The following is a 20,049-nucleotide window of genomic DNA, read 5'->3' on the forward strand; positions in this document are numbered from 1 at the left end:
GCAACGGCACCCTACAATCGGCACATGCAGGCCGACGAGGGCACGACGAGCACGCCCGATGGCGCACCCCCGGAGCCGAGCGCGCACCGGGATCGCAGGGGGTTCGACGTCCTCTTCCTGCTCCAGCACTTCAGCACCGAGGCCGAGCGCTACGCGGACCAGGTCCGGCGCCGCTACGGCCTGGCGCACAAGGACGTCCACGCCCTCAACGAGGTGATGCAGGCCAACCGGGAGGGGCGTCCGGTGCGGGCCGGGGACATCGCCCGCCGGCTCGTGCTCAGCGGGTCGGCGACCACTACGGTCATCAAGCGCCTGGTCTCCGCGGGGCACATCGTGCGCTCGATCGATCCGCGCGACCGCCGCGAGGTGAGCCTGCGGGCCACCGAGCACGCCTACCGGGCCGGCCGTGAGATGTTCGCGCCGATGACCGAGGAGGTCCTGGCGGTGCTGGAGGACTGCGGGGACGACGAGATCGAGGTCCTGCGCCGGCGCCTGCCCCAGCTCACGGACGCCGTGCGCCGGGCCGGTCGGCGCGCCGCGGAGGGCGGGCCCCCGACGGCAGCGGCAACGACAGCGGCAACGGCAACGGCAGCGGCAACGACAGCGGCAACGGGAACGGCTCCGCCGGCACTCGGACCGTCCGCCGCCACGGGCTGACCCGGACGAACGCTTCGAATTTCGAAGGACTGTGGTGAAATGGGGGCATGGTGACGGTCTTCTCGCGCGAATCGGCATTCTCGAGCGCCCGTCCGAGCGCCGGGGCAGGCGCCGGCCCGGACGCCGCGGGGGCTTCCGCGGTCCCGGCCCTGGACCGGTTCCTCGCCGAGTCCACCGGCCGCGCCGGCGCCGTGGACCCGGGCTTCGCCCAGCTGTGGGAGGAGGTCGCCCGCCTGAGCACCGGGGGCAAGCGGATCCGCCCCCGGCTCGTCCGGCTCGCGGCGACCGCCTATCCCCGGCCGGAGCCCGACTCCGTGGTCGAGGCCGTGGGCGCGGCCTTCGAACTGCTGCACACCGCTCTCATCGTCCACGACGACGTCATCGACCAGGACGAGCAGCGGCGCCACCAGCCCACCATCAACGCCGCCGCGGCCGCCCGGGCGTCGGCCTCCGGGTCCGCCCCGGAGCAGGCCCGGCAGTACGGCGCGAGCGTCGGGGTGATCGCCGGGGACCTCGCCCTGGCCGGCGCGTACCGGCTCGTGGCCCGCTCCGGGCTCTCCCCCGAGCGCCTGCCGCGGCTGCTCGAGCTGCTCGACGAGGCCCTGTTCAGCTCCGCCGCCGGCGAGCTGCTCGACGTCGACCACGCGCTGCCCGGGGCCCGCCCGGAACGGGAGCGGATCCTCGCGGCCACCTGCCTGAAGACCGCCGTCTACTCCTTCGAGACGCCGCTGCAGGCCGGGGGAGTGCTCGGCGGCGCCCCGGAGGAGCACGTCGCGGTGCTCGGCCGGCTGGGCCGCACCGTGGGCACCGCCTACCAGCTGGTGGACGACCTGCTCGGCGTCTTCGGGGACCCGGAGGCCACGGGCAAGTCCGCGGTCAGCGACCTGCGGGAGGGCAAGCGCACCATGCTCGTGCTGGCCGCCCAGTGCACGTCCGACGGGGAGGAGCTCGACGCGATCCTCGGCCGGCCGGACATGGGCGACGAGGAGGCCTCCCGGGCGCGGGCGCTCATCGAGCGGTGCGGAGCCCGGCGGGAGGTCGAGGACCTGGTCGCCGAGTGCGCCGCCGAGGCGCGGGAGCTGCTGGAGACCGCCGGACTGCCCGAGGCCCTCGACCAGGACCTGCGCCGCATCGTGGGCGGGGCCACGGAGCGCATCCGGTGAGCGCGGCACAGCACGCCGGGTCCCCGGCCGAGGCCGCGGCCCGCTACGACGACGCCGCCCGGCAGTCCGCCGCGACCGTCATCCGCCGGTACTCCACCTCCTTCGGCCTGGCCTGCCGGCTCCTGGGCCCGCAGATCCGCCCCCACGTCTACGCCGTCTACGCCCTCGTGCGGATCGCCGACGAGATCGTCGACGGCGCCAGCGCCGGCGCCGGGGTCCCGGCCGAGGGGGCGCGGGAGCTGCTCGACGACCTCGAGGCCGAGACCTACGCCGCGATCGCGCGCGGGTTCAGCAGCAACCTCGTGGTGCACGCCTTCGCCCGCACGGCCCGCGACGCCGGGATCGGCGCCGACCTGGTCCGCCCGTTCTTCGCGTCGATGCGCGCCGACCTCAGCGAGGACCGGCACAGCCCCGGCTCCCTGGACGAGTACGTCTACGGCTCCGCGGAGGTGGTGGGCCTGATGTGCCTGCAGGTCTTCCTCGCCGGCCGGGAGGTGCCCCCGGACGTGCGGGCGCAGCTCGTCGCCGGGGCCCGCCGCCTGGGCGCCGCGTTCCAGAAGGTGAACTTCCTGCGGGACCTCGCCGAGGACTACGGCGAGCTCGGCCGCGTCTACTTCCCCGGCGTGGAGCCCGGCGCGTTCTCCGAGGCCGAGAAGAACCGGCTCCTCGACGACATCGACGCCGACCTCGCCGCCGCCCGGGCGGTGATCGACGACCTGCCCGTGTCCTCCCGCGCCGCCGTCCTCGCCGCCCACGACCTGTTCCGGGAGCTGTCCGTGCGCATCCGTGCCACCCCCGCCCGGGAGCTGCTGAGCTCCCGGATCCGCGTCCCCGACGCGCGCAAGGCCGCGCTCGCCGCGTCCGCGGTGGTCCGGGCGAGGACCCGGCGCCGCGCTCCCGCCCCGCGCGGGCGGCGCGCCGTGGTGGTCGGCGCCGGGATCGCCGGGCTCGCCGCGGCGGGCCTGCTCGCCAGGGACGGCTGGGACGTCACCGTCCTCGAGCGCGGGGCGAGCACCGGCGGGCGGGCCGGGCTGCTGGAGCGGGACGGGTTCCGCTTCGACACCGGGCCCTCCTGGTACCTCATGCCGGAGGTCTTCGACCACTTCTTCCGGCTCATGGGCTCCAGCGCGGCGCAGGAGCTCGACCTCGTGCGCCTCGACCCCGCCTACCGGGTCTACGGCGAGCGCTACGAGCACCCGATCGACATCCGCTCCGACCTCGAGCACACGGTGGCGCTGTTCGAGTCGGTGGAGCCCGGGGCCGGCGCACGGATCCGCACCTACCTGGCCTCGGCGAAGCGCACCTACGAGCTGGCCGTGGGCCACTTCCTCTACACCTCCTACGCCGCCTTCACCCCGCTGCTCAACCGGGCGGTCCTGCGGGGGCTGCCGGAGCTCGCCCGCCACCTCTCCGGGTCCCTGCACGACTTCGCCGCCGCCACCGTCCGGGACACCCGGCTGCGGCAGGTGCTCGGCTACCCGGCCGTGTTCCTGGCCAGCGCGCCCCGGATGACGCCCTCGCTCTACCACCTCATGAGCTGGATGGACCTCGCCGACTCCGTGCAGTACCCGCGGGGCGGGTTCCGCCGCATCATCGAGGCCGCCGAACGGCTCGCCGTCGCCCACGGGGCCCGGATCCGGACCGGGGCCGACGTCGTGCGGATCCGCACCTCCGCGGCCGCGGACGGTCCCGTGCGGGCCACCGGCGTGGTGTGGCGGGACGCGGAGGGGGCCGAGCACGAGCTCGCCGCCGACGTCGTCGTCTCGGCCGCGGACCTGCACCACACGGAGACCGCGCTGCTGCCGCCCGAGCTGCAGAGCTATCCGCAGCGGTACTGGGACCGGCGCCAGACCGGCCCCGGGGCGGTGCTCGTGATGCTCGGGGTGCGGGGGGAGCTGCCCCAGCTGCCGCACCACAGCCTGTTCTTCAGCGAGGACTGGGACACCAACTTCCGGGCCGTCTTCGAGGAGCCCACGCGGGTGCCGGACCCCGCGTCCGTCTACGTGTGCAAGCCCTCGGCCACGGACCCCTCGGTCGCCCCGGAGGGGCACGAGAACCTCTTCGTCCTGATCCCCGTGCCCGCCGACCCGGGCCTCGGCGCCGGCGGGCCCGACGGCACCGGCGCCGCGCGCGTCGAGGAGGTCGCCGACCGGGTGATCGACCAGGTCGCCGCGTGGGCGGGCGTGCCGGACCTGCGCGAGCGGATCGTGGTGCGTCACACGGTGGGCCCCGAGGACTTCCGGCGGGACTTCAACTCCTGGCGGGGCAACGTGCTGGGTCCGGCCCACGTGCTCAAGCAGTCCGCGTTCTTCCGCGGGGCCAACCGCAGCCGCAAGGTGGCCGGGCTGCACTACTGCGGGGCCTCGACCATCCCCGGCATCGGTCTGCCCATGTGCCTGATCAGCGCGGAGATCCTGCTCAAGGACCTGCGCGGGGACACCTCCACCGGACCGCTGGCAGAACCCCTGGTGCCGCGCGGATGAGCTTCGCGTACCTCGGCTTCCTGCTGCTCAGCCTGGCCGGGATGGTGCTCCTCGACGTGCGGGGCAGGCTGTTCCTCGCCCACGACCCCCGCCGGGGGGCCCTCGTGCTGGCCGCGGGCGTGGTGTTCTTCCTCGCGTGGGACGTGGCCGGGATCGGCCTCGGGATCTTCCTGCACAGCCGGAGCGCGTACGCGACCGGCTGGATGGTGGCCCCGCAGATCCCGGTGGAGGAGGTCGTGTTCCTGCTGTTCCTCTGCTATCTCACCATGAACCTGGTCCGGCTGACGGAGAAGGCGCTGGCGCGCCGCTCCGCCGCGGCCGAGCCGGTCCGCGAGGAGGCGGACGCCCCGTGACCTACGCCCTCATCATCCCGGTCTTCCTGGCACTGGCCCTGACGCCGGCCACCCTGCTGGTCCGCCGGCCCTCCCCGGCGCCCGCCCCGCGCCGGGCCCTGGCCGTGCTCGGGATCTCCTTCGGGATCCTGGCGCTGCTGACGGTCGTGTTCGACAACCTCATGATCGCCGCCGGGTTCTTCGACTACGGGGCCGGGCACATCACGGAGCTGCGGATCGGCCTGGTGCCGGTGGAGGACTTCGCGTACCCGCTGGCCGCGCTGCTGCTGCTGCCCTCGCTGTGGTGGGGGCTGGCCGAGCGCGGTCGGCTGACGGCCACCGTGCGCACCCTGGTGGCCACGTCCCGGCCGGTCTCGTGGGTCAACACCGCCTTCCCGTTCGCGGCGGCCTACGTCCTGACGACCGGCCGGGTGGACCTGCCCCTGGTGGCCGGGACCCTGTTCTTCCTGTTCCCCTACAACCTGCTGATGTACGGGATCAACGACGTCTTCGACTACGAGTCCGACCTCCGCAACCCCCGCAAGGGCGGCGTCGAGGGGGCGCTCGTGGACCGCTCCGAGCACCGGATGATCCTGGTGGGCTCGGTGCTGGCCGCCCTGCCCTTCCTGGCGTACCTGCTCCCCGCCGGCGGGGCCGGCGCGGCAGGGGTGCTCGGGGCGAGCCTCTTCGCGGTCGTGGCCTACAGCCTCCGGGGGCTGCGCTTCAAGGAGGTCCCGTTCCTGGACTCGGCGACCTCCGCCGCCCACTTCGTCTCCCCGGCCGTCTACGGCCTGGTGCTCGCCGGGGCGAACCCGTCGGTGGGCGTCGTGGCCCTGTGTGCGGGGTTCTTCCTGTGGTCGATGGCCTCCCAGGCGTTCGGGGCCGTGCAGGACGTCCAGGCGGACCGGGAGGGCGGGCTGCGCTCGATCGCCACGGTCCTGGGCGCCCGCCCGACCGTGTGGACCGCCCTGGTGCTCTACGTGGCCGCCGGGCTGCTCCTGCTGCTCGTGCCCTGGCCCGGGCCGCTGGCGTCCCTCCTGGTGCTGCCCTACCTGGCGAACCTCGTGCCGTTCCTGACGATCACGGACGCCGGCTGCGCGCGGGCCAACCGCGGCTGGCGGCGGTTCCTGTGGCTGAACTACCTCACCGGGTTCCTGGTGACGATGCTGCTGCTGTGGTCGTGGGAGCTCGCGCACTGAGCCCGGGCGCCGGCGCCGTGGGGAGCGGGGCGCCGGTGAAAGCACAGAACTACTAATGAATAGTCGTCGGAAAGCATTGCTTTTGCCGACGGGATCGGCGGCCGATACTGGAGGCACCAGCCCGTCGACCGTGAGGCAGGACACAGGTCTCCCGTCCTGACCGCGGCCGTCGTCGCCGGTGCGTTCCTGCACGACCACCGCTCAGCGGCCCATCCTCCGAGGACCTGCACCCATGACCGTCGAACTCCTGCCCAACGTCGTCGCCGCCCCGTCCCGTCCCCGTCTCCGCGGGACCACCGCCCTGTCCTGGGGCGCCTTCGTGCTGGACTGCGCCTGCGGCGCGGCCGAACCGGACTGCCTGTACTGCTCCGGTCCCGAGAGCGACTGAGGGCGTGGCCGCCGTGTCCGCGCCCGTCGACCGCATCGTGACCCGCAGCCTCCAGGGCGGCTGGGAGGTGCGAGCGCCCGGTTCCCGCCGGGGCGGCCTCCGGGCGAGCACCCGGGCCGGCGCCCTGCAGTGGGCCTGGAACATCACCCGGGACACCGGGGGCAGGGTCCTGCTGCACCCCGGCGACGCTCCCGGGCGCGAGTCCGCCCCGCAGCGCTGAGCCTCCCGGCCACCGCCGAGCCGGCCACCACCGAGCCGGCCCGGGCCGGACGGCCCGGGCCGGCGGTGCTACAGGTCCGCGAGCACCGACATCGGGTTCTCGACCGCGTCGGCCACCATGCGCAGGAAGCCGCCGGCCGTCCCGCCGTCGCACACGCGGTGGTCGAAGGCCAGGGAGAGCTGGGTGACCTTGCGGACGGCCAGCTGCCCGTCGACCACCCACGGCCGGTCGATGATCCGGCCGACCCCGAGGATCGCCACCTCCGGGTGGTTGATGATCGCCGCGGCCCCGTCCGTGCCGAACACCCCGTAGTTGTTGAGGGTGAACGTGGACCCGGACAGCTCCGCCGGGGAGGCCTTGCCGGAGCGGGCGAGCTCGGTGAGCCGCCGCAGCTCGGCGTCGAGGCCACGAGCGCTCAGGGCGTGGGCGTTGCGGATGTTGGGCACCACGAGCCCGCGGTCGGTCTGCGCCGCGAAGCCCAGGTTCACGCCCTCGAAGCGCACGATCTCCTGGCTGCCGTCCTCGCGGGTCTCGATGCGGGTGGCGAGCTCGGGATGCCGGGCCAGGCCCGCGAGCACGAAGCGGGCGATCAGGGCCATCAGCCCCGGCGCGGTGGCCGGGTCCTGCGCCTTGAGCGCCGCGCGCAGCTCCACCAGCTTCGTGGCGTCCACGTCCACCCAGACGGTGGCCTCGGGGATCTCGGTGCGCGACCGGCTCATCGCCTGCGCGATGACCTTCCGCACCCCCGAGACCGGGACGCGCCCGGCCACGCCCAGCCCGGTGCGCGGGTCCGTCGCGGACGGCGCCCCGTCGGCCGGCTCCGCTGCGAGGGGCTGCGGCGCGGCGGCCGCCGGCGGGGCCGGGGCCGGCTCCGGCTCCGGGGCGGTGGCGGCCACGACGTCGCGGCGCAGGATCAGCCCGCCGGGCCCGGAGCCGCGCACGGTGGAGATGTCGATCCCGCGGTCCTTGGCGAGCTTGCGCACGATCGGGGAGACGACGGTGGGGGCCAGCCGCGGGGCCGAGGCCATCGCGTCGTGGGCGGCCCCGGACGCGGCGGCCTGCCCGGCGAGCTGCTGGGTGAGCCGGTCGCCGAGCCCGTCGGCGACCGGGCCGGAGGCCCCGGCGGGGGCGGCGGCACGCTTGGGCCGGCGCCGGCGCCCGGCCGAACCCGCCGCCGGGGTGCCGTAGCCGATCAGCACGCTGCCGGAGCCCTCGGCGTCGTCGGAGGTCCCGGCGGCCACGGTGCCCGCCTCGGCCGCCGAGCGGGGGTCCGCCCCGGCGCGCTCCTCCTCGCGGTAGGACTGCCCGCCGCGGGGCCCGCCCCCCTGCGGGGCGGGGGTCCCGGCGGTGTCCCCGGTGTTCACGGAGATCAGCGGCGCGCCCACGTCGAGGGTCTGCCCGGAGGCGCCGTGCAGCTCCTGCACGGTCCCCGCGAAGGGGCAGGGCACCTCCACCGCGGACTTGGCGGTCTCCACCTCGGCGATGGGCTGGTCCACGGCCACGGTGTCGCCCACCTGGACCAGCCAGCCCAGGAGCTCGGCCTCCGTGAGTCCCTCGCCGAGATCCGGCAGGGTGAACGTCTTCACGGTCATGGTCAGTCCTCCCACTGCAGGTCGTCCACGGCGTCGAGGATGCGGTCGACGCTGGGCAGGTAGTACTCCTCGAGCTTGGGCGAGGGGTACGGGATGTCGAAGCCGGTCACGCGCCGCACCGGCGCGGCCAGCGAGTGGAAGCAGCGCTCCTGCACCCGGGCGACGATCTCGGCGGCCACGGAGGCGAAGCCGGGCGCCTCGGCGACCACGACCACGCGCCCGGTGCGGCGCACCGAGGCGGCGACGGTCTCGTCGTCGAACGGGACGATGCTGCGCAGGTCCACGACCTCGAGGGAACGGCCCTCGGCCTCGGCGGCCGCGGCGGCCGCCAGGGCGGTGGGCACGGACGGCCCGTAGGTGAGGATCGTGGCGTCCTGACCGGTGCGGGCGACGACGGCGCGGCCCTCCCGGCGCTCCGGGGCCCGGTTCTCGTAGCGGTCCCGCAGCTCGGCCAGGTCCACCGGCGCCTTGGACCAGTAGAGCTTCTTGGGCTCGAAGAACACCACGGGATCGTCGGAGTCGATCGCCTCGCGGAGCATCAGGTAGGCGTCCTCGACGGTGGCCGGGGTGAAGACCTTCAGGCCCGGGGTGTGGGCGTAGTAGGCCTCGGAGGAGTCGCAGTGGTGCTCCACGCCGCCGATCCCGCCGGCGTAGGGGATGCGGATGACGATCGGCAGGGTCACGGCGCCGCGGGTGCGGTTGTGCATCTTCGCGATGTGCGAGGCGATCTGCTCGAACGCCGGGTAGGCGAAGGCGTCGAACTGCATCTCGATCACCGGGCGCATCCGGTTCATCGCCATGCCCACGGCCATCCCGGCGATCCCGGACTCCGCCAGCGGGGTGTCGAAGCAGCGGGTGCGCCCGAAGCGCTGCGTCAGCCCGTCGGTGATCCGGAAGACCCCGCCGAGGGTGCCGACGTCCTCCCCGAAGACGACGACGGCGTCGTCGGCGGTCAGGGCGTCGGCCAGGGCGGTGTTGAGCGCCTGCGCGAAGGTGGCCGGCCTGGCGGCCGGGGTCTGCCCGGACGGTGCGGGGGCCTGGAGGGTGCTCACGGTGCGGTCTCCTCTCGGGCGAGCTCGGCGGCGAGGATCTGCTCCTGCTCGGCGAGCTGCGGGGTCTGCTCGGTGTAGACGTGGCGGAAGAGCTCGCGCGGGTCGACCTGCACGTCGGCGTTCATGCCGTCGCGCAGGGCCGCGGCGACGTCCTCGGCGGCGGCGGCGATGCGCTGCTCGGCAGCGTCGTCGAGCAGCCCCTCCCCGGCCAGGTAGGCGCGCATGCGGGTCACGGGGTCCTTGGCGATCCACTCCTGCACCTCGGCGTCGTCGCGGTAGCGGGTCGCGTCGTCGGCGTTGGTGTGCGCCTGCATGCGGTAGGTGTGGGCCTCCACGAGCAGGGGCTCGGACTCCGAGCGCGCCAGGTCCACGGCGCGGCCCAGCGTGGCGAGCAGGGCAACCAGGTCGTTGCCGTCCACCCGCTCCCCGGCCATGCCGTAGCCGACCGCCTTGTGGGCGAGGCTGGGGGCGGCCGACTGCTGGGACAGGGGCACGGAGATCGCGTAGCCGTTGTTCTGCACGAAGAACACGACCGGCAGCTTGAACACGGCGGCGAAGTTCAGGGCCTCGTGGAAGTCGCCCTCGCTCGTGGCGCCGTCGCCGCACATGGCCAGGACCACGGTGTCCTCACCGCGCAGCTTCGCGGCGTGGGCCACGCCCACCGCGTGCAGCAGCTGGGTGGTCAGCGGGGTCGACTGGATGCCGACGTGGTGCTCGTGGGGGTCGTAGCCGCCGTGCCACTCGCCGCGGAAGATCGACATCACGTCCAGGGGCCGCACGCCCTTGGTCATCACGGCCACGGTGTCCCGGTAGGTGGGGAACAGCCAGTCGCCCTCCTTCAGGCACAGGGCCGCGGCCACCTGGCAGGCCTCCTGCCCGTGGCTGGAGGGGTAGACGGCCATCCGGCCCTGGCGCACCAGCGCGGAGTTCTGGTCGTTGACCCGGCGGCCGACCACCAGCTTCTCGTAGGCGCCCAGCAGCACGTCCCCCGCGGGCAGCGGGTACTCGTGGCCGGGCTCGGTGCCCTGCTCCTCGGCCGGCAGCAGGCGGCCGGTGGGGTCCACCATCCGGATCTCGCCGCGGGCCGGGAGCATGTACTGCTCCGGTGTGATGCCGAAGGTCTGGGAGGCCCGGAGGATCGGGTCCTCGGGGGTCTCGACGGTCTGGCTCATGGTGTCCCCTCGGTCGGTCCCCGGTCCGGGCGCGGACGCGGGGAGGCAGGAAGGCCGCTGAAGTTCTGTCCGCCCAGTATGAGAAGAACGGATGGTTCGTATCCAGGTCCGCGGGAAAGTCCAGAATCCTGCGGGCATCGGTGCCGTCTCCGTGGACGAAATGTTTTACTGTGGCGTGGGACACACGCATTCGTCCGACACCGTTTCCCGCCCTTCCGTCCCGCCCCGAAGGAGTCCCGCCGTGCCCTCGACCCCCGTCCCGCTGGACGAGACCGACCGGAAGATCCTCGCCGAGCTCTCCCGGGACGCCCGGCAGTCGGTGACCGCGATCGCCGCGGCCGTGCACGTCTCCCGCGCCCACGCCTACGCCCGCATCAACCGGCTGCGCGACGAGGGGGTGATCCTGCGCTTCAGCACCGTGATCGACCCGGTGCGCGCCGGGCTGCAGGCCTCGGCCTACGTGACGCTGAAGCTCCAGCAGAACACCTGGCGGGAGCTGTGCGGGCAGCTGCAGGCGATCCCGGCCGTGCACCACATCGCCCTGGTCGGCGGGAACTTCGACGTCATGCTGCTGGTGCGCGCCGTGGACACGGTGCACCTGCGGCAGGTGATCTTCGAGCACATCCAGCAGCTGCCCGGCGTGGTGGACACCCAGACGTTCCTGATCTTCGAGGACATCGACACCCGGGCGTGACCGGCCCGGGCGCCGGGTGCCCCGGACGTCCCGGGGAGGGATGTCGCAGGGGCGTCACGAACGGCGTCACGAGCGGCGTCACGAACGGCGTCACGAGCGGCGTCACGATCCGTCACGGACGTCATGTTCGGTCGCGGAACGGCGCCGGCCCGCCCCGCGCATAGTGTGGTCCCAGCTTCACGAGACGCGACTGTCAAGCTCCGACTGGGTCGCGCACCAACCCCATGCTCACCGGGTGGTTCGGATGAGGAAGCGGCCTGCATCCCCGTTGCCGCGCAGCGGGTGACCGGTGCGGGTAAGAGCAAGTGCACAGGAGCCGCGCCATGTCCCTCCCCGTGACCGATCACGACCTCTCGACCCGGCAGATCCACGCCGGCGCCGACCACGACCCCGGGCAGCGCACCCTCACGGTGCCGATCTACCAGAGCGCCGCCTTCGAGTTCCCGGACTACGAGGCCGCCCGGCAGATGTTCGCCCAGACCCGCGCGGGCTTCACCTACACCCGCACCGGCAACCCCACGGTGGCCGTGCTGGAGCAGCGGATCAGCGACCTCGAGGGCGGGGTGGGCGCCGTGGCCACCGGCTCCGGGCAGTCCGCGGTGGCCGTGGCGCTGCTGGCCCTGCTCGGCCAGGGGGAGGACAAGCACCTGGTTGCCTCCGAGAAGCTCTACGGCGGGACCGTGGACCTGCTCACCGACTCGCTGGCCGACCACGGCGTCGAGGTCGACTTCGTGGACCCCACCGTCCCCGGCGCCTGGGCCGCGGCCGTGCGCCCCGACACCCGCGCCTTCCTGCTCGAGTCCATCGGCAACCCGCTGGCCACGCTGCCGGACCTGCCCGGGATCGCCGACGTCGCCCGGGCGGCCCGGGTGCCCGTCGTCGTCGACAACACCCTCGCCTCCCCGGCGCTGTACCGGCCGCTGGAGAAGGGCGCGGACATCGTGGTGCACTCGGCCACCAAGTTCCTCGGCGGCCACGGCAACGCCCTGGCCGGGGCGGTCGTGGACGGCGGGACCTTCGACTGGTCCGCCCAGCCCGCGAGGTGGCCGCAGTTCACCCGCGCCCGCGCCCGCTGGGGCGGGCAGAGCCTGCTCGACAAGTGCGCCGGCGCCAGCCCCTACCTGCACCTGGTCCGGGCCAAGTACGTGCACGACCTCGGCACCACGCTGTCCCCGTTCAACGCCAGCCAGATCCTGCAGGGCACCGAGACCCTGGACCTGCGGGTGGCCCGGCACACGGCCTCGGCGCTGACCGTGGCCGAGTTCCTCGCCGGCCACCCCGCCGTCGCGCGCGTGCACCACCCCGGGCTGCCGGGGGACCCCGGGGCCGGGATCGCGGCCCGGGACTTCCCCCGCGGCACCGGCTCCGTGTTCTCCTTCGACCTCGCCGCCCCGGACGCCGCCGTGGGGCCCTTCATCGACGGGCTGCGGCTGTTCAAGCTGGTCGCCAACATCGGCGACACCCGCAGCCTCGTGGCCCACCCGGCCGCGATGACCCACTGCCGGCTCACGCCCGAGCAGCGCCGGGCCGGCGGGATCGCCGAGACCACCGTCCGGCTCTCGATCGGCCTCGAGGCCCCCCAGGACCTCGTGGCCGACCTCGGCCAGGCCCTCGACACCGTGCTCGAGACCGTTTCGACCCTCCGGAAGTGAGCCCCACCATGAGCCAGACCGTCACCACCCGCCGGCGCGGGTTCACCACCACCGCCGTCCACGCCGGCCAGCAGCCCGACCCGCTGACCGGGGCCGTCATCCCGCCGGTCTACCAGACCTCCACCTTCGCCCAGGACGGGATCAACGTCCTGCGCGCCGGCCACGAGTACAGCCGCGGCTCCAACCCCACCCGCAACGGCTTCGAGGAGCAGCTCGCGGCCCTGGAGCACGGCGAGCGCGCGTTCGCCTTCGCCTCCGGGATCGCCGCCGAGGACGCGCTGCTGCGGGCGGTGCTGCGCCCGGGCGAGCACGTGGTGCTCGGCGCCGACGGCTACGGCGGCACCAACCGGCTGATCACCCGGGTGCTCGCCCCGTGGGGGATCGGCCACACCCCCGTGGAGATCACCGACCTCGACGCCGTCCGCGCCGCGATCCGCCCCGGGGACACCACGGTCCTGTGGCTGGAGACGCCCTCCAACCCGCTGCTGGGCATCGCCGACGTTGCGGCCTGGGCGGAGCTGGCCCGGGAGGCGGGGGCGCTGCTCGTGGTGGACAACACCTTCGCCTCCCCGTACCTGCAGAACCCGCTGCTGCTGGGCGCCCACGCCGTGGTGCACTCCACCACCAAGTACATCGGCGGGCACTCCGACGTCCTCGGCGGGGCCGTGGTCGTCGGAGCCGCCGCCTGGCGCGGCGCCCCGCTCGCCGAGACGGTCGGCTTCCAGCAGTTCGCCGCCGGCGCCGTGGCCGGGCCCCAGGACAGCTACCTGGCCGCCCGCGGGCTCAAGACCCTGAGCCTGCGCATGGAGCGCCACCAGGAGAACGCCCAGCGGATCGCCGAGTGGCTGCTGGAGCGCCCGGAGGTGTCCGGGGTGCTCTACCCCGGGCTGCCCGGGCACCCCGGCCACGCGCTCGCCGCGACGCAGATGCGCGGGTCCGGCGGCATGGTCTCCTTCCGCCTCGCCGGGGGAGAGGCCGCGGCCCGCGCCGTGGCCGAGGGCACGCGGCTGTACTCCCTGTCCGTGAGCCTGGGCGGGGTCGAGTCCCTGATCTGCTATCCCTCGGAGATGACGCACGCCTCGGTCCGGGGCACCCCGCTGGCGGTGCCCACCGACCTCGTGCGGCTGTCGGTGGGGATCGAGGACGTCGAGGACCAGCTGGAGGACCTCGAGCGGGCGCTCGCGGGCGCGACCTCGTAGGCGGAGGCGCTACCCTGACCCGCATGAGCACCGGCACCCCGCACTCCGAGACGTTCCTCGAGCTGCCCGGGCCCGTGGTGGGCACCGGGTGGCTGGCCGGCCACCTCGGCGACCCCCGGCTCGTGCTGGTGGACGCGAGCTCCACGCTCAACCGCACCGACGAGGCGATCCCGGGCGCCCTGCTCCTGGACCTGGACGGGCCGTTCTCCGACCCGTCCGCGGAGCTGCCGCACACGATGCCCGCGGCGGGGCGGCTGACCGCGGCGGCCCGTGCGCTGGGGATCTCCCGGTCCAGCACCGTGGTGGCCTACGACGGCAAGGGGCTCTTCGCCTCCGCCCGGGTGTGGTGGATGCTGCGGGCGGCGGGCTTCGACCGGGTCGCGGTGCTCGACGGCGGGCTGCCGGCCTGGGCCGCCGAGGGGCGGCCCGTGGGCGTGCACGCGGATCCGCCGGCCGAGCCCGGCGACGTCGAGCTCGTGCCGCAGGAGGGGTTCTTCGTGGGCGCCGACGACGTCGCCGACGCCCTGGAGGAGCCCGGGGCGGTCGTCCTCGACGCCCGTTCCGCCGGCCGGTTCGCGGGCACGGAGCCCGAACCGCGGCCCGGCCTGCGCCCCGGCCACATGCCCGGGGCGGTCAGCCTGCCGTACACGCAGCTGCAGGGCCCGGACGGGCGGCTGCTGCCGCTGCCCGAGCTGCGGGCGCGGATCGCGGCGGCGGCCCCCGAGGGGCGGCGCGTGGTGACCAGCTGCGGCTCGGGGCTCACCGCGTGCGTCCTGGCCCTGGGCGCCCACCTCGCGGGCCGCACGGAGGTCTCCGTCTACGACGGCTCCTGGGCCGAGTGGGGCCGCCCGGGCCCGCGACCGGTGGCCGGCCCCGGCTGAGCCGGGCCGGCGGCGGGGGTCGGCCCCGGCTGAGCCGGCCTGCCGTCGGGGGTCGGCCCCGGCTGAGCCGGGCGCCGGCCCGTGGTCAGCCGCGGGCCGCGGCGTCCCGCGCGGCGGCGGTCCGCTCGATGTCCTGGTCGGCGGCGGCCCGCGCGGTGCTCTGCTCGGCGGTCCGCTCCGGGGCGTCCGGGCCGGAGCCGTCCCGCGCGGCGGCCGCGGCCAGGATGTTGCGCGCCATGGAGGGGAAGATGAAGCCGTGGAAGGGCCACACGCCCCACCAGTAGAGCCGGCCGGGCAGGCCCTTCGGGAAGAAGATGGCCCGCTGCCGGTAGCGGCTGCCCTCGCCCTCGGGCTCCACGGACAGCTCGAGCCAGGCCCGCCCGGGCGCCCGCATCTCGGCGTGCAGCAGCAGCTTGTGGCCCTCCTCCAGCTCCTCGACCCGCCACCAGTCCACGTACTCGCCGACCTGCAGGTCCGTGGCGTCGCGGCGGCCGCGGTTGAGCCCGGCGCCGCCCACGAGCTTGTCCATGACCCCGCGGACCTGCCAGGCCAGCGGCAGCGAGTACCAGCCGTTGCGCCCGCCGATGGACTCGATGACCCGCCACACCTGCTCGGGCCGGGCCGGGCCGGTCCGGCTGCGCTCGTCGACGAAGACCGTGCGCCCGGCCCAGTCCGGGTCCGAGGGGAGGGGGTCCGCCGCGGCCTCGGAGGAGCTGTAGTGGACGTCCCACGTGGTCTCCACGGAGTTGTCCTCGATCTTCTTCAGGGCCAGCGCCACGGCCCGGCGGTAGCCCGCCAGGCCCTCGGGGGGCGGGGGGACGTAGGCGTCGATGTCGTGCTCGTCCGCGACCGCGTCGTGCTGCAGGGACTGCACGAGCGGCACGGCCAGCGCCAGCGGGATCGGGGTGACCATGCCCACCCAGAACCCGGACAGCCGCGGCGCCGGCAGGGGGAGGTGGAAGACCACGCGCCGGCGGAGGCCTGCCACGCGGGCGTAGCGGCGCATGGCGTCCGCGTAGGTCATCACGTCGCGGGAGCCGATGTCGAACGTGCGGTTGAGGTCCTCCGGCAGGTCCATCGCGTGGACGAGGTAGTACAGGACGTCGCGCACGGCGATGGGCTCGATCCGGTTGGTCACCCAGGAGGGGGCCGGCATGACCGGGAGGGTGTCGCCCAGGTGCCGGATCATCTCGAAGGAGGCCGAGCCGGAGCCGATCACCACGCCGGCCTGGAGCACCACCGCGGGCACCGCCCCGGCCAGGAGGATCTCCCCGACCCGCACCCGCGAGCGCATGTGCTGGGACAGCTCCACCCCGGAGGGGTGCAGGCCGGAGAGGTAGACGACGCGCCGCACCCCGGCCCGCTCCGCGGCCTCGGCCACGGTCCGGGCCATCCGGGCCTCCTGCTCCTCGAACTGCCGGGAGCCGCCCATGGAGTGCACCAAGTAGTAGAGGGTGTGGACGTCGCGGCAGGCGGCGGTCATCCCCTCGAGGTCGTTGAGGTCCGTCTCGGCGACCTCCACCCGGTCCCGCCACGGCACGGAGCGCAGCTTGCCGGGGGACCGCACGGCGACGCGCACGGTGTGGCCCGCCTCCAGCATGCGGGGCGCCAGGCGCCCGCCGACGTAGCCGGTGGCACCGGTGATGAGGACGCGCTGGGGAGAGCTCATGGCCTGCCTTTCGTGCGGGTCCCGTGAGCGTACCAACGCCGCCCGACAGGGCCCTGGGCGGCGGCCGGGCCGCCGGTGGACACGGGAACGGCCGCATCCGGGCGGGATGCGGCCGTGTCCGGCGGCGCCGCGGGACGCGGGCCGGGGGGAGCGGGTCAGGGCAGCGCCAGGCGGAACACCTTCGCCCACGCCGAGGCCACCTGCTTGGGCAGGGGGCCCGTGGTGTAGGGCAGCTCGTAGCGCTCGCAGATCTCGCGCACCTTCACGGCGACCTCGGCGTAGCGGTTCGAGGGCAGGTCCGGGAACAGGTGGTGCTCGATCTGGAAGGACAGGTTGCCGGTCATCAGGTGCATCAGCCGCGAGCCCGAGATGTTGGCCGAGCCGATCATCTGCCGCACGTACCAGTCCCCGCGGGTCTCGCCCTCGATCTGCTCCTCGGTGAAGGTGTCCGCCCCGGCCGGGAAGTGGCCGCAGAAGATCACGGCGTGCGCCCAGATGTTGCGCGCGGCGTTGGCGGTCAGGGTCGCGGTCAGCGCCTGCTTCGCGGAGCCGGTCACGGCCGCGGCGGCGGGCGTGGCCACGTAGTCCTTGGCGGCCTGCTTCACGAACTTCGCCCCGAGGGCCTTGAGCCCGCGCTTCAGCTCGGCGACCGGCTTGCGGCCCTCCCGGACCTCGTCCAGCTCGAGGTCGTAGATCGCGATGCCCCACTCGAAGACCGGGGCGAGCAGCGCGTTGTAGAGCGGGTTGCCCAGGTTCCGCGGCGTCCAGGGCTGGTCCTCGTCCATGCGCAGGATCGTGTACCCGACGTCCCGGTCCTTGCCGACCACGTTGGTCCAGGTGTGGTGGAGGTCGTTGTGGGTGTGCTGCCACGCCTCGGCCGGGGTCACGAAGTCCCACTCCCAGGTGGTGGAGTGGATGTCGGGATCGCGCATCCAGTCCCACTGCCCGTGCAGGACGTTGTGGCCGATCTCCATGTTCTCGAGGATCTTGGCGAGGGTGAGCATGCCGGTGCCGGCGAGCCAGGCGGGTTTGTGCTTGGCGAACAGCAGCGCGGCCCGCCCGGCCAGCTCGAGGGAGCGCTGGGTGGCGATCACCCGGCGGATGTAGGCGGCGTCGCGGGCGCCGCGGGTGGCGATCACGGACTCGCGCAGGGCGTCGAGCTCCCGGCCCAGCTCCTCGATCTGCGCGTCGGAGAGGTGGGCGGCGGCGGAGGGCTTGGCCCGTCCGGCGGGCCGGCCCTGGTCGAGCAGGAGGGGGGTGACGATGGTCATGGTGTCGCTCCTTCGGGAACGGGATGTGGGGAAGCGGATCAGGGGAAGGGGATCAGGGGCGGGGGCGGTGCTCAGGCGTCGAGGCTGACGGGGCCGGCGGCCGTGGACACGCACGTCTGGACGAGGTGCCCGGGCTCCCCGTGCACCTCCCCGGTGCGGGTGTCCCGGACCTGCCCGGAGAGCAGGGGGGTCACGCAGGCGTGGCAGATGCCCATGCGGCAGCCGCTGCGCATCATGAGGCCGGCGTCCTCGCCGGCGGCCAGGAGGGTCGTGGCGCTGTCGGCCTCGACCTCGGTGTCGGACTTCTCGAAGGTCACGCGGCCGCCCTCCCCGCCGGAGCCGGGGGCGACGACGGCGGCGAAGCGCTCGACCCGCAGCTCGCCCTCCTCTCGTTGCCACAGGGCCTCGGCGGCGTCGAGGAACTCCGCGGGCCCGCAGGCGTAGGCGGCGCGGTCGCGCCAGTCGGGGCAGGCGGCGTCGAGGTCGCCGGTGCCGGCGAGGTCGAGCCGGCGGCCGCGCTCCCCGGTGAACCACTGGACGAGGCGGAAGCCCGGGAACTGGTCGGCCAGCTCCAGCAGCTCCTCGCGGAAGAGGGAATCCTCCGGCGAGCGGGAGGAGTGCACGAGCACGAGGTCGGCGTCCGCGCGGCGGGGCACCAGGGTGCGGATCATGGACATGACGGGGGTGAGACCGCTGCCCGCGGTGAGCATGAGCAGCGGACGGGGGCGCTCGGGGAGCACGAAGTCGCCCTCGGGCGGGGCGAGGAAGAGGACGTCGCCGCGACGGGTCCCGCGCACCAGGGCGGTGGAGACCTTGCCCATCGCGGTCACGGTGATGGCCGGGTCCTGCCCGGCGCCGGTGCTCAGCGAGTAGGAGCGCCAGTGCCGCACCCCGTCGATCTCCACCCCGATGCGCGCCCACTGGCCGGCCTCGTGGGCGTTCCAGCCCTTGCCGGGACGGAACCGGATGGTAACCGAGTCCGCGGTCTCGGGCACCACGGAGGTCACCAGGCCGCGGAGCTGGCGGGCGCTGGCGAGGGGGTCGACGAGCCGGAGGAAGTCCTCCGGGGAGCGCGGGGTCGTGAAGGCCGAGGCGAGGCGGGAGAGCAGTCGTATGGATGGCACCTAATCACTGTGCCGCAAATCCGGTGCTGATTCTCGTTCCGTCACGTACTCTTTCAGCGGAGAAACTGTGTCATCGGAATGAAAGGGGGCGCCGGTGGGTGCACCGGAACAGCCGGGCCGGACGGATCGGGAGCTGCCCTGGACGGCCCTGCCCCCGGCGCTGACCCCGTTGCTCGTGCCCCACCTGCCCGCCGTCACGGAGGAGCTGCTGGACGCCGTGCGCCACGACGTCCCGGTCTACGCCCGGCCGCTCGAGGGGCTGTTCGGGGACAGCATCCGGCAGGGGGTCGAGGTGGCACTGACCCGCTTCCTGCACCTGCCCGGGACCGTGCGGCCGGCGCTGCAGCAGGAGGACCGGAGGGTGTACGAGGGGCTCGGTCGCGGCGAGGTGCGGGAGGGGCGCCCCATGGACGCCCTGTTCGCCGCCTACCGCTCCGGGGCCCGCACCACGCTGCGCTCCCTGTCCCGGGTGGCCATGGACGCCGGGTTCGAGGCCTCCGTGCTGATCGGGCTGGCCGAGTCGGTCTTCGCCTACATCGAGGAGCTCTCCGCGGCCAGCGCGGAGGGGTACGCCCTGGAGCAGTCCGAGCGCGCGGGGGAGCGGGACCGGCTGCTGGACGCCCTCGCGGACATGCTGGTCCGCGGTCACGTGGTCGAGGACTCCGTGCGCAGCGCCGCGGCCGCCGCCGGGTGGCCGGTGCCGGAGCGCGTGGTCGTGGTGACGCTGGCCGCCGACCGCCGGGTGGGCCTGCGCTCCCGGCTGGGGGAGCGGGCGCTGCTCACGTCGCGCCCCGGCGACGTGGTGGCCGTGGTGCCGGAGCCGTCCTCCGCGTCCGGGCGCCAGGACCTGGAGCGGGCGCTCACGGGGCGCAGCGCCGTGATCGGCCCGGGCCGGCCCTGGTACGCGGCCGCCGACTCCCTGCGCCTGGCGGCGCTGACCCGTGACCTGATGCGGCGGGAGGGGCCGGCCGGGGAGGGACCGGTGTGGGTCTCGGAGCACCTCGTGCAGCTCGTGCTGCACGGCGAGCGCTCCGTGGTCGAGGACCTCGCCGCCCAGCGGCTGGCCCCGCTGGACGAGCTGCGCCCGGGGCAGCGGGAGCGGCTCGGAGCCACCCTCCTGTCCTGGCTCGCCCACCAGGGGCAGCGCGCGGCCATGGCGGCGGAGCTGGGGATCCACGAGCAGACGGTGGGCTACCGGGTGAACCAGCTGCGGGAGGTCTTCGGGGAGGTCCTCAACGACCCGCAGACCCGCTTCGAACTCGAGCTCGTCCTGCGCGCCGGGTTCCGCTGAACCCGGTCCC

The 20,049-nt window shown here is 74.5% G+C and carries 18 protein-coding genes and 1 riboswitch; of the genes, 12 read left to right on the forward strand and 6 right to left on the reverse strand.

From position 1 onward, the window contains the following. The first annotated feature begins 24 nt into the window (after window positions 1-24). The 7 genes from AYX06_RS13330 to AYX06_RS13355 all read left to right on the forward strand — a co-directional run bounded on the left by AYX06_RS13330 (window position 25) and on the right by AYX06_RS13355 (window position 6,442). The gene (locus AYX06_RS13330; protein ID WP_062736187.1) at window positions 25-657 is read left to right on the forward strand and encodes a MarR family winged helix-turn-helix transcriptional regulator; all 633 of its coding nucleotides are present in this window, start codon (window positions 25-27) and stop codon (window positions 655-657) included. 47 nt (window positions 658-704) lie between these two features. Next, the gene (locus AYX06_RS13335) at window positions 705-1,820 is read left to right on the forward strand and encodes a polyprenyl synthetase family protein (protein WP_084271622.1); all 1,116 of its coding nucleotides are present in this window, start codon (window positions 705-707) and stop codon (window positions 1,818-1,820) included. Continuing rightward, window positions 1,817-4,303: a phytoene desaturase family protein gene (gene crtI, locus AYX06_RS13340; RefSeq protein ID WP_084271623.1), complete on the forward strand. Its 2,487-nt coding sequence runs from the start codon at window positions 1,817-1,819 to the stop codon at window positions 4,301-4,303. Before AYX06_RS13335 ends, crtI begins: the two co-directional genes overlap by 4 nt. After that, window positions 4,300-4,656, forward strand: a complete 357-nt coding sequence (locus AYX06_RS13345) for a lycopene cyclase domain-containing protein (RefSeq protein ID WP_062736188.1) — start codon at window positions 4,300-4,302, stop codon at window positions 4,654-4,656. The genes crtI and AYX06_RS13345 overlap by 4 nt, the downstream gene beginning before the upstream one ends. Next, complete coding sequence (locus tag AYX06_RS13350; protein ID WP_062736189.1) at window positions 4,653-5,834, forward strand: prenyltransferase; 1,182 nt, start codon at window positions 4,653-4,655, stop codon at window positions 5,832-5,834. Before AYX06_RS13345 ends, AYX06_RS13350 begins: the two co-directional genes overlap by 4 nt. Window positions 5,835-6,066: 232 nt before the next feature. Beyond that, window positions 6,067-6,222: a hypothetical protein gene (locus tag AYX06_RS19875; RefSeq protein ID WP_157093466.1), complete on the forward strand. Its 156-nt coding sequence runs from the start codon at window positions 6,067-6,069 to the stop codon at window positions 6,220-6,222. 4 nt (window positions 6,223-6,226) lie between these two features. Continuing rightward, the gene (locus AYX06_RS13355) at window positions 6,227-6,442 is read left to right on the forward strand and encodes a DUF2188 domain-containing protein (RefSeq protein ID WP_062736190.1); all 216 of its coding nucleotides are present in this window, start codon (window positions 6,227-6,229) and stop codon (window positions 6,440-6,442) included. A 68-nt stretch (window positions 6,443-6,510) separates the two neighbouring features. Here AYX06_RS13355 and AYX06_RS13360 read toward each other — a convergent pair whose 3' ends face one another. From AYX06_RS13360 to AYX06_RS13370, 3 genes are read right to left on the reverse strand one after another with little or no spacing between them, the layout of a single operon-like run. Continuing rightward, the gene (locus AYX06_RS13360) at window positions 6,511-8,034 is read right to left on the reverse strand and encodes a dihydrolipoamide acetyltransferase family protein (RefSeq protein ID WP_062736191.1); all 1,524 of its coding nucleotides are present in this window, start codon (window positions 8,032-8,034) and stop codon (window positions 6,511-6,513) included. A 2-nt stretch (window positions 8,035-8,036) separates the two neighbouring features. Beyond that, window positions 8,037-9,086, reverse strand: coding sequence for an alpha-ketoacid dehydrogenase subunit beta (locus tag AYX06_RS13365; protein ID WP_062736192.1), 1,050 nt, complete (start codon window positions 9,084-9,086; stop codon window positions 8,037-8,039). Continuing rightward, entirely contained in the window at window positions 9,083-10,258 is a 1,176-nt protein-coding gene (locus tag AYX06_RS13370; protein ID WP_062736193.1) for a thiamine pyrophosphate-dependent enzyme, read from the reverse strand. Before AYX06_RS13370 ends, AYX06_RS13365 begins: the two co-directional genes overlap by 4 nt. 241 nt (window positions 10,259-10,499) lie before the next feature. Here AYX06_RS13370 and AYX06_RS13375 point away from each other — a divergent pair, with 241 nt between their 5' ends. The 4 genes from AYX06_RS13375 to AYX06_RS13390 all read left to right on the forward strand — a co-directional run bounded on the left by AYX06_RS13375 (window position 10,500) and on the right by AYX06_RS13390 (window position 14,684). Continuing rightward, window positions 10,500-10,952: an Lrp/AsnC family transcriptional regulator gene (locus AYX06_RS13375; protein WP_062736194.1), complete on the forward strand. Its 453-nt coding sequence runs from the start codon at window positions 10,500-10,502 to the stop codon at window positions 10,950-10,952. A 175-nt stretch (window positions 10,953-11,127) separates the two neighbouring features. Continuing rightward, a riboswitch (SAM riboswitch) is annotated at window positions 11,128-11,260 on the forward strand. Between the two features lie 15 nt (window positions 11,261-11,275). Next, entirely contained in the window at window positions 11,276-12,604 is a 1,329-nt protein-coding gene (locus tag AYX06_RS13380) for an O-acetylhomoserine aminocarboxypropyltransferase/cysteine synthase family protein (RefSeq protein WP_062736195.1), read from the forward strand. A gap of 8 nt (window positions 12,605-12,612) precedes the next feature. Beyond that, window positions 12,613-13,803, forward strand: a complete 1,191-nt coding sequence (locus AYX06_RS13385) for a cystathionine gamma-synthase (RefSeq protein ID WP_062736196.1) — start codon at window positions 12,613-12,615, stop codon at window positions 13,801-13,803. Window positions 13,804-13,826: 23 nt separating this feature from the next. Further along, complete coding sequence (locus AYX06_RS13390) at window positions 13,827-14,684, forward strand: sulfurtransferase (RefSeq protein WP_062736197.1); 858 nt, start codon at window positions 13,827-13,829, stop codon at window positions 14,682-14,684. Between the two features lie 85 nt (window positions 14,685-14,769). Here AYX06_RS13390 and AYX06_RS13395 read toward each other — a convergent pair whose 3' ends face one another. The 3 genes from AYX06_RS13395 to AYX06_RS13405 form a co-directional block, all read right to left on the reverse strand. Further along, window positions 14,770-16,353 (reverse strand): SDR family oxidoreductase, encoded by a 1,584-nt coding sequence (locus tag AYX06_RS13395; RefSeq protein WP_062736198.1) that lies wholly within the window; start codon window positions 16,351-16,353, stop codon window positions 14,770-14,772. A 155-nt stretch (window positions 16,354-16,508) separates the two neighbouring features. Further along, window positions 16,509-17,624, reverse strand: a complete 1,116-nt coding sequence (locus AYX06_RS13400) for a fatty acid desaturase family protein (protein WP_062736199.1) — start codon at window positions 17,622-17,624, stop codon at window positions 16,509-16,511. Window positions 17,625-17,695: 71 nt separating this feature from the next. Next, on the reverse strand, window positions 17,696-18,748 hold the full coding sequence (locus AYX06_RS13405) for a ferredoxin reductase (protein ID WP_062736200.1): 1,053 nt from the start codon (window positions 18,746-18,748) through the stop codon (window positions 17,696-17,698). A 94-nt stretch (window positions 18,749-18,842) separates the two neighbouring features. Here AYX06_RS13405 and AYX06_RS13410 point away from each other — a divergent pair, with 94 nt between their 5' ends. Further along, window positions 18,843-20,039 carry a PucR family transcriptional regulator gene (locus AYX06_RS13410; RefSeq protein WP_084271624.1) on the forward strand — a complete coding sequence of 399 codons (1,197 nt, stop codon included), beginning with the start codon at window positions 18,843-18,845 and terminating at the stop codon, window positions 20,037-20,039. The last annotated feature ends 10 nt before the right edge of the window (window positions 20,040-20,049 follow it).

Origin of the sequence: Kocuria turfanensis (assembly GCF_001580365.1) — a bacterium.
GTDB classification, from domain to species: Bacteria; Actinomycetota; Actinomycetes; order Actinomycetales; family Micrococcaceae; genus Kocuria; species Kocuria turfanensis.

Coding starts and splice junctions, on each gene's coding strand:
- AYX06_RS13330 (WP_062736187.1), top strand. CDS start 25: ATGCAGGCCGACGAGGGCACGACGAGCACGCCCGATGGCGCACCCCCG.
- AYX06_RS13335 (WP_084271622.1), top strand. CDS start 705: ATGGTGACGGTCTTCTCGCGCGAATCGGCATTCTCGAGCGCCCGTCCG.
- AYX06_RS13345 (WP_062736188.1), top strand. CDS start 4,300: ATGAGCTTCGCGTACCTCGGCTTCCTGCTGCTCAGCCTGGCCGGGATG.
- AYX06_RS19875 (WP_157093466.1), top strand. CDS start 6,067: ATGACCGTCGAACTCCTGCCCAACGTCGTCGCCGCCCCGTCCCGTCCC.
- AYX06_RS13360 (WP_062736191.1), bottom strand. CDS start 8,034: ATGACCGTGAAGACGTTCACCCTGCCGGATCTCGGCGAGGGACTCACG.
- AYX06_RS13370 (WP_062736193.1), bottom strand. CDS start 10,258: ATGAGCCAGACCGTCGAGACCCCCGAGGACCCGATCCTCCGGGCCTCC.
- AYX06_RS13380 (WP_062736195.1), top strand. CDS start 11,276: ATGTCCCTCCCCGTGACCGATCACGACCTCTCGACCCGGCAGATCCAC.
- AYX06_RS13385 (WP_062736196.1), top strand. CDS start 12,613: ATGAGCCAGACCGTCACCACCCGCCGGCGCGGGTTCACCACCACCGCC.
- AYX06_RS13390 (WP_062736197.1), top strand. CDS start 13,827: ATGAGCACCGGCACCCCGCACTCCGAGACGTTCCTCGAGCTGCCCGGG.
- AYX06_RS13395 (WP_062736198.1), bottom strand. CDS start 16,353: ATGAGCTCTCCCCAGCGCGTCCTCATCACCGGTGCCACCGGCTACGTC.
- AYX06_RS13400 (WP_062736199.1), bottom strand. CDS start 17,624: ATGACCATCGTCACCCCCCTCCTGCTCGACCAGGGCCGGCCCGCCGGA.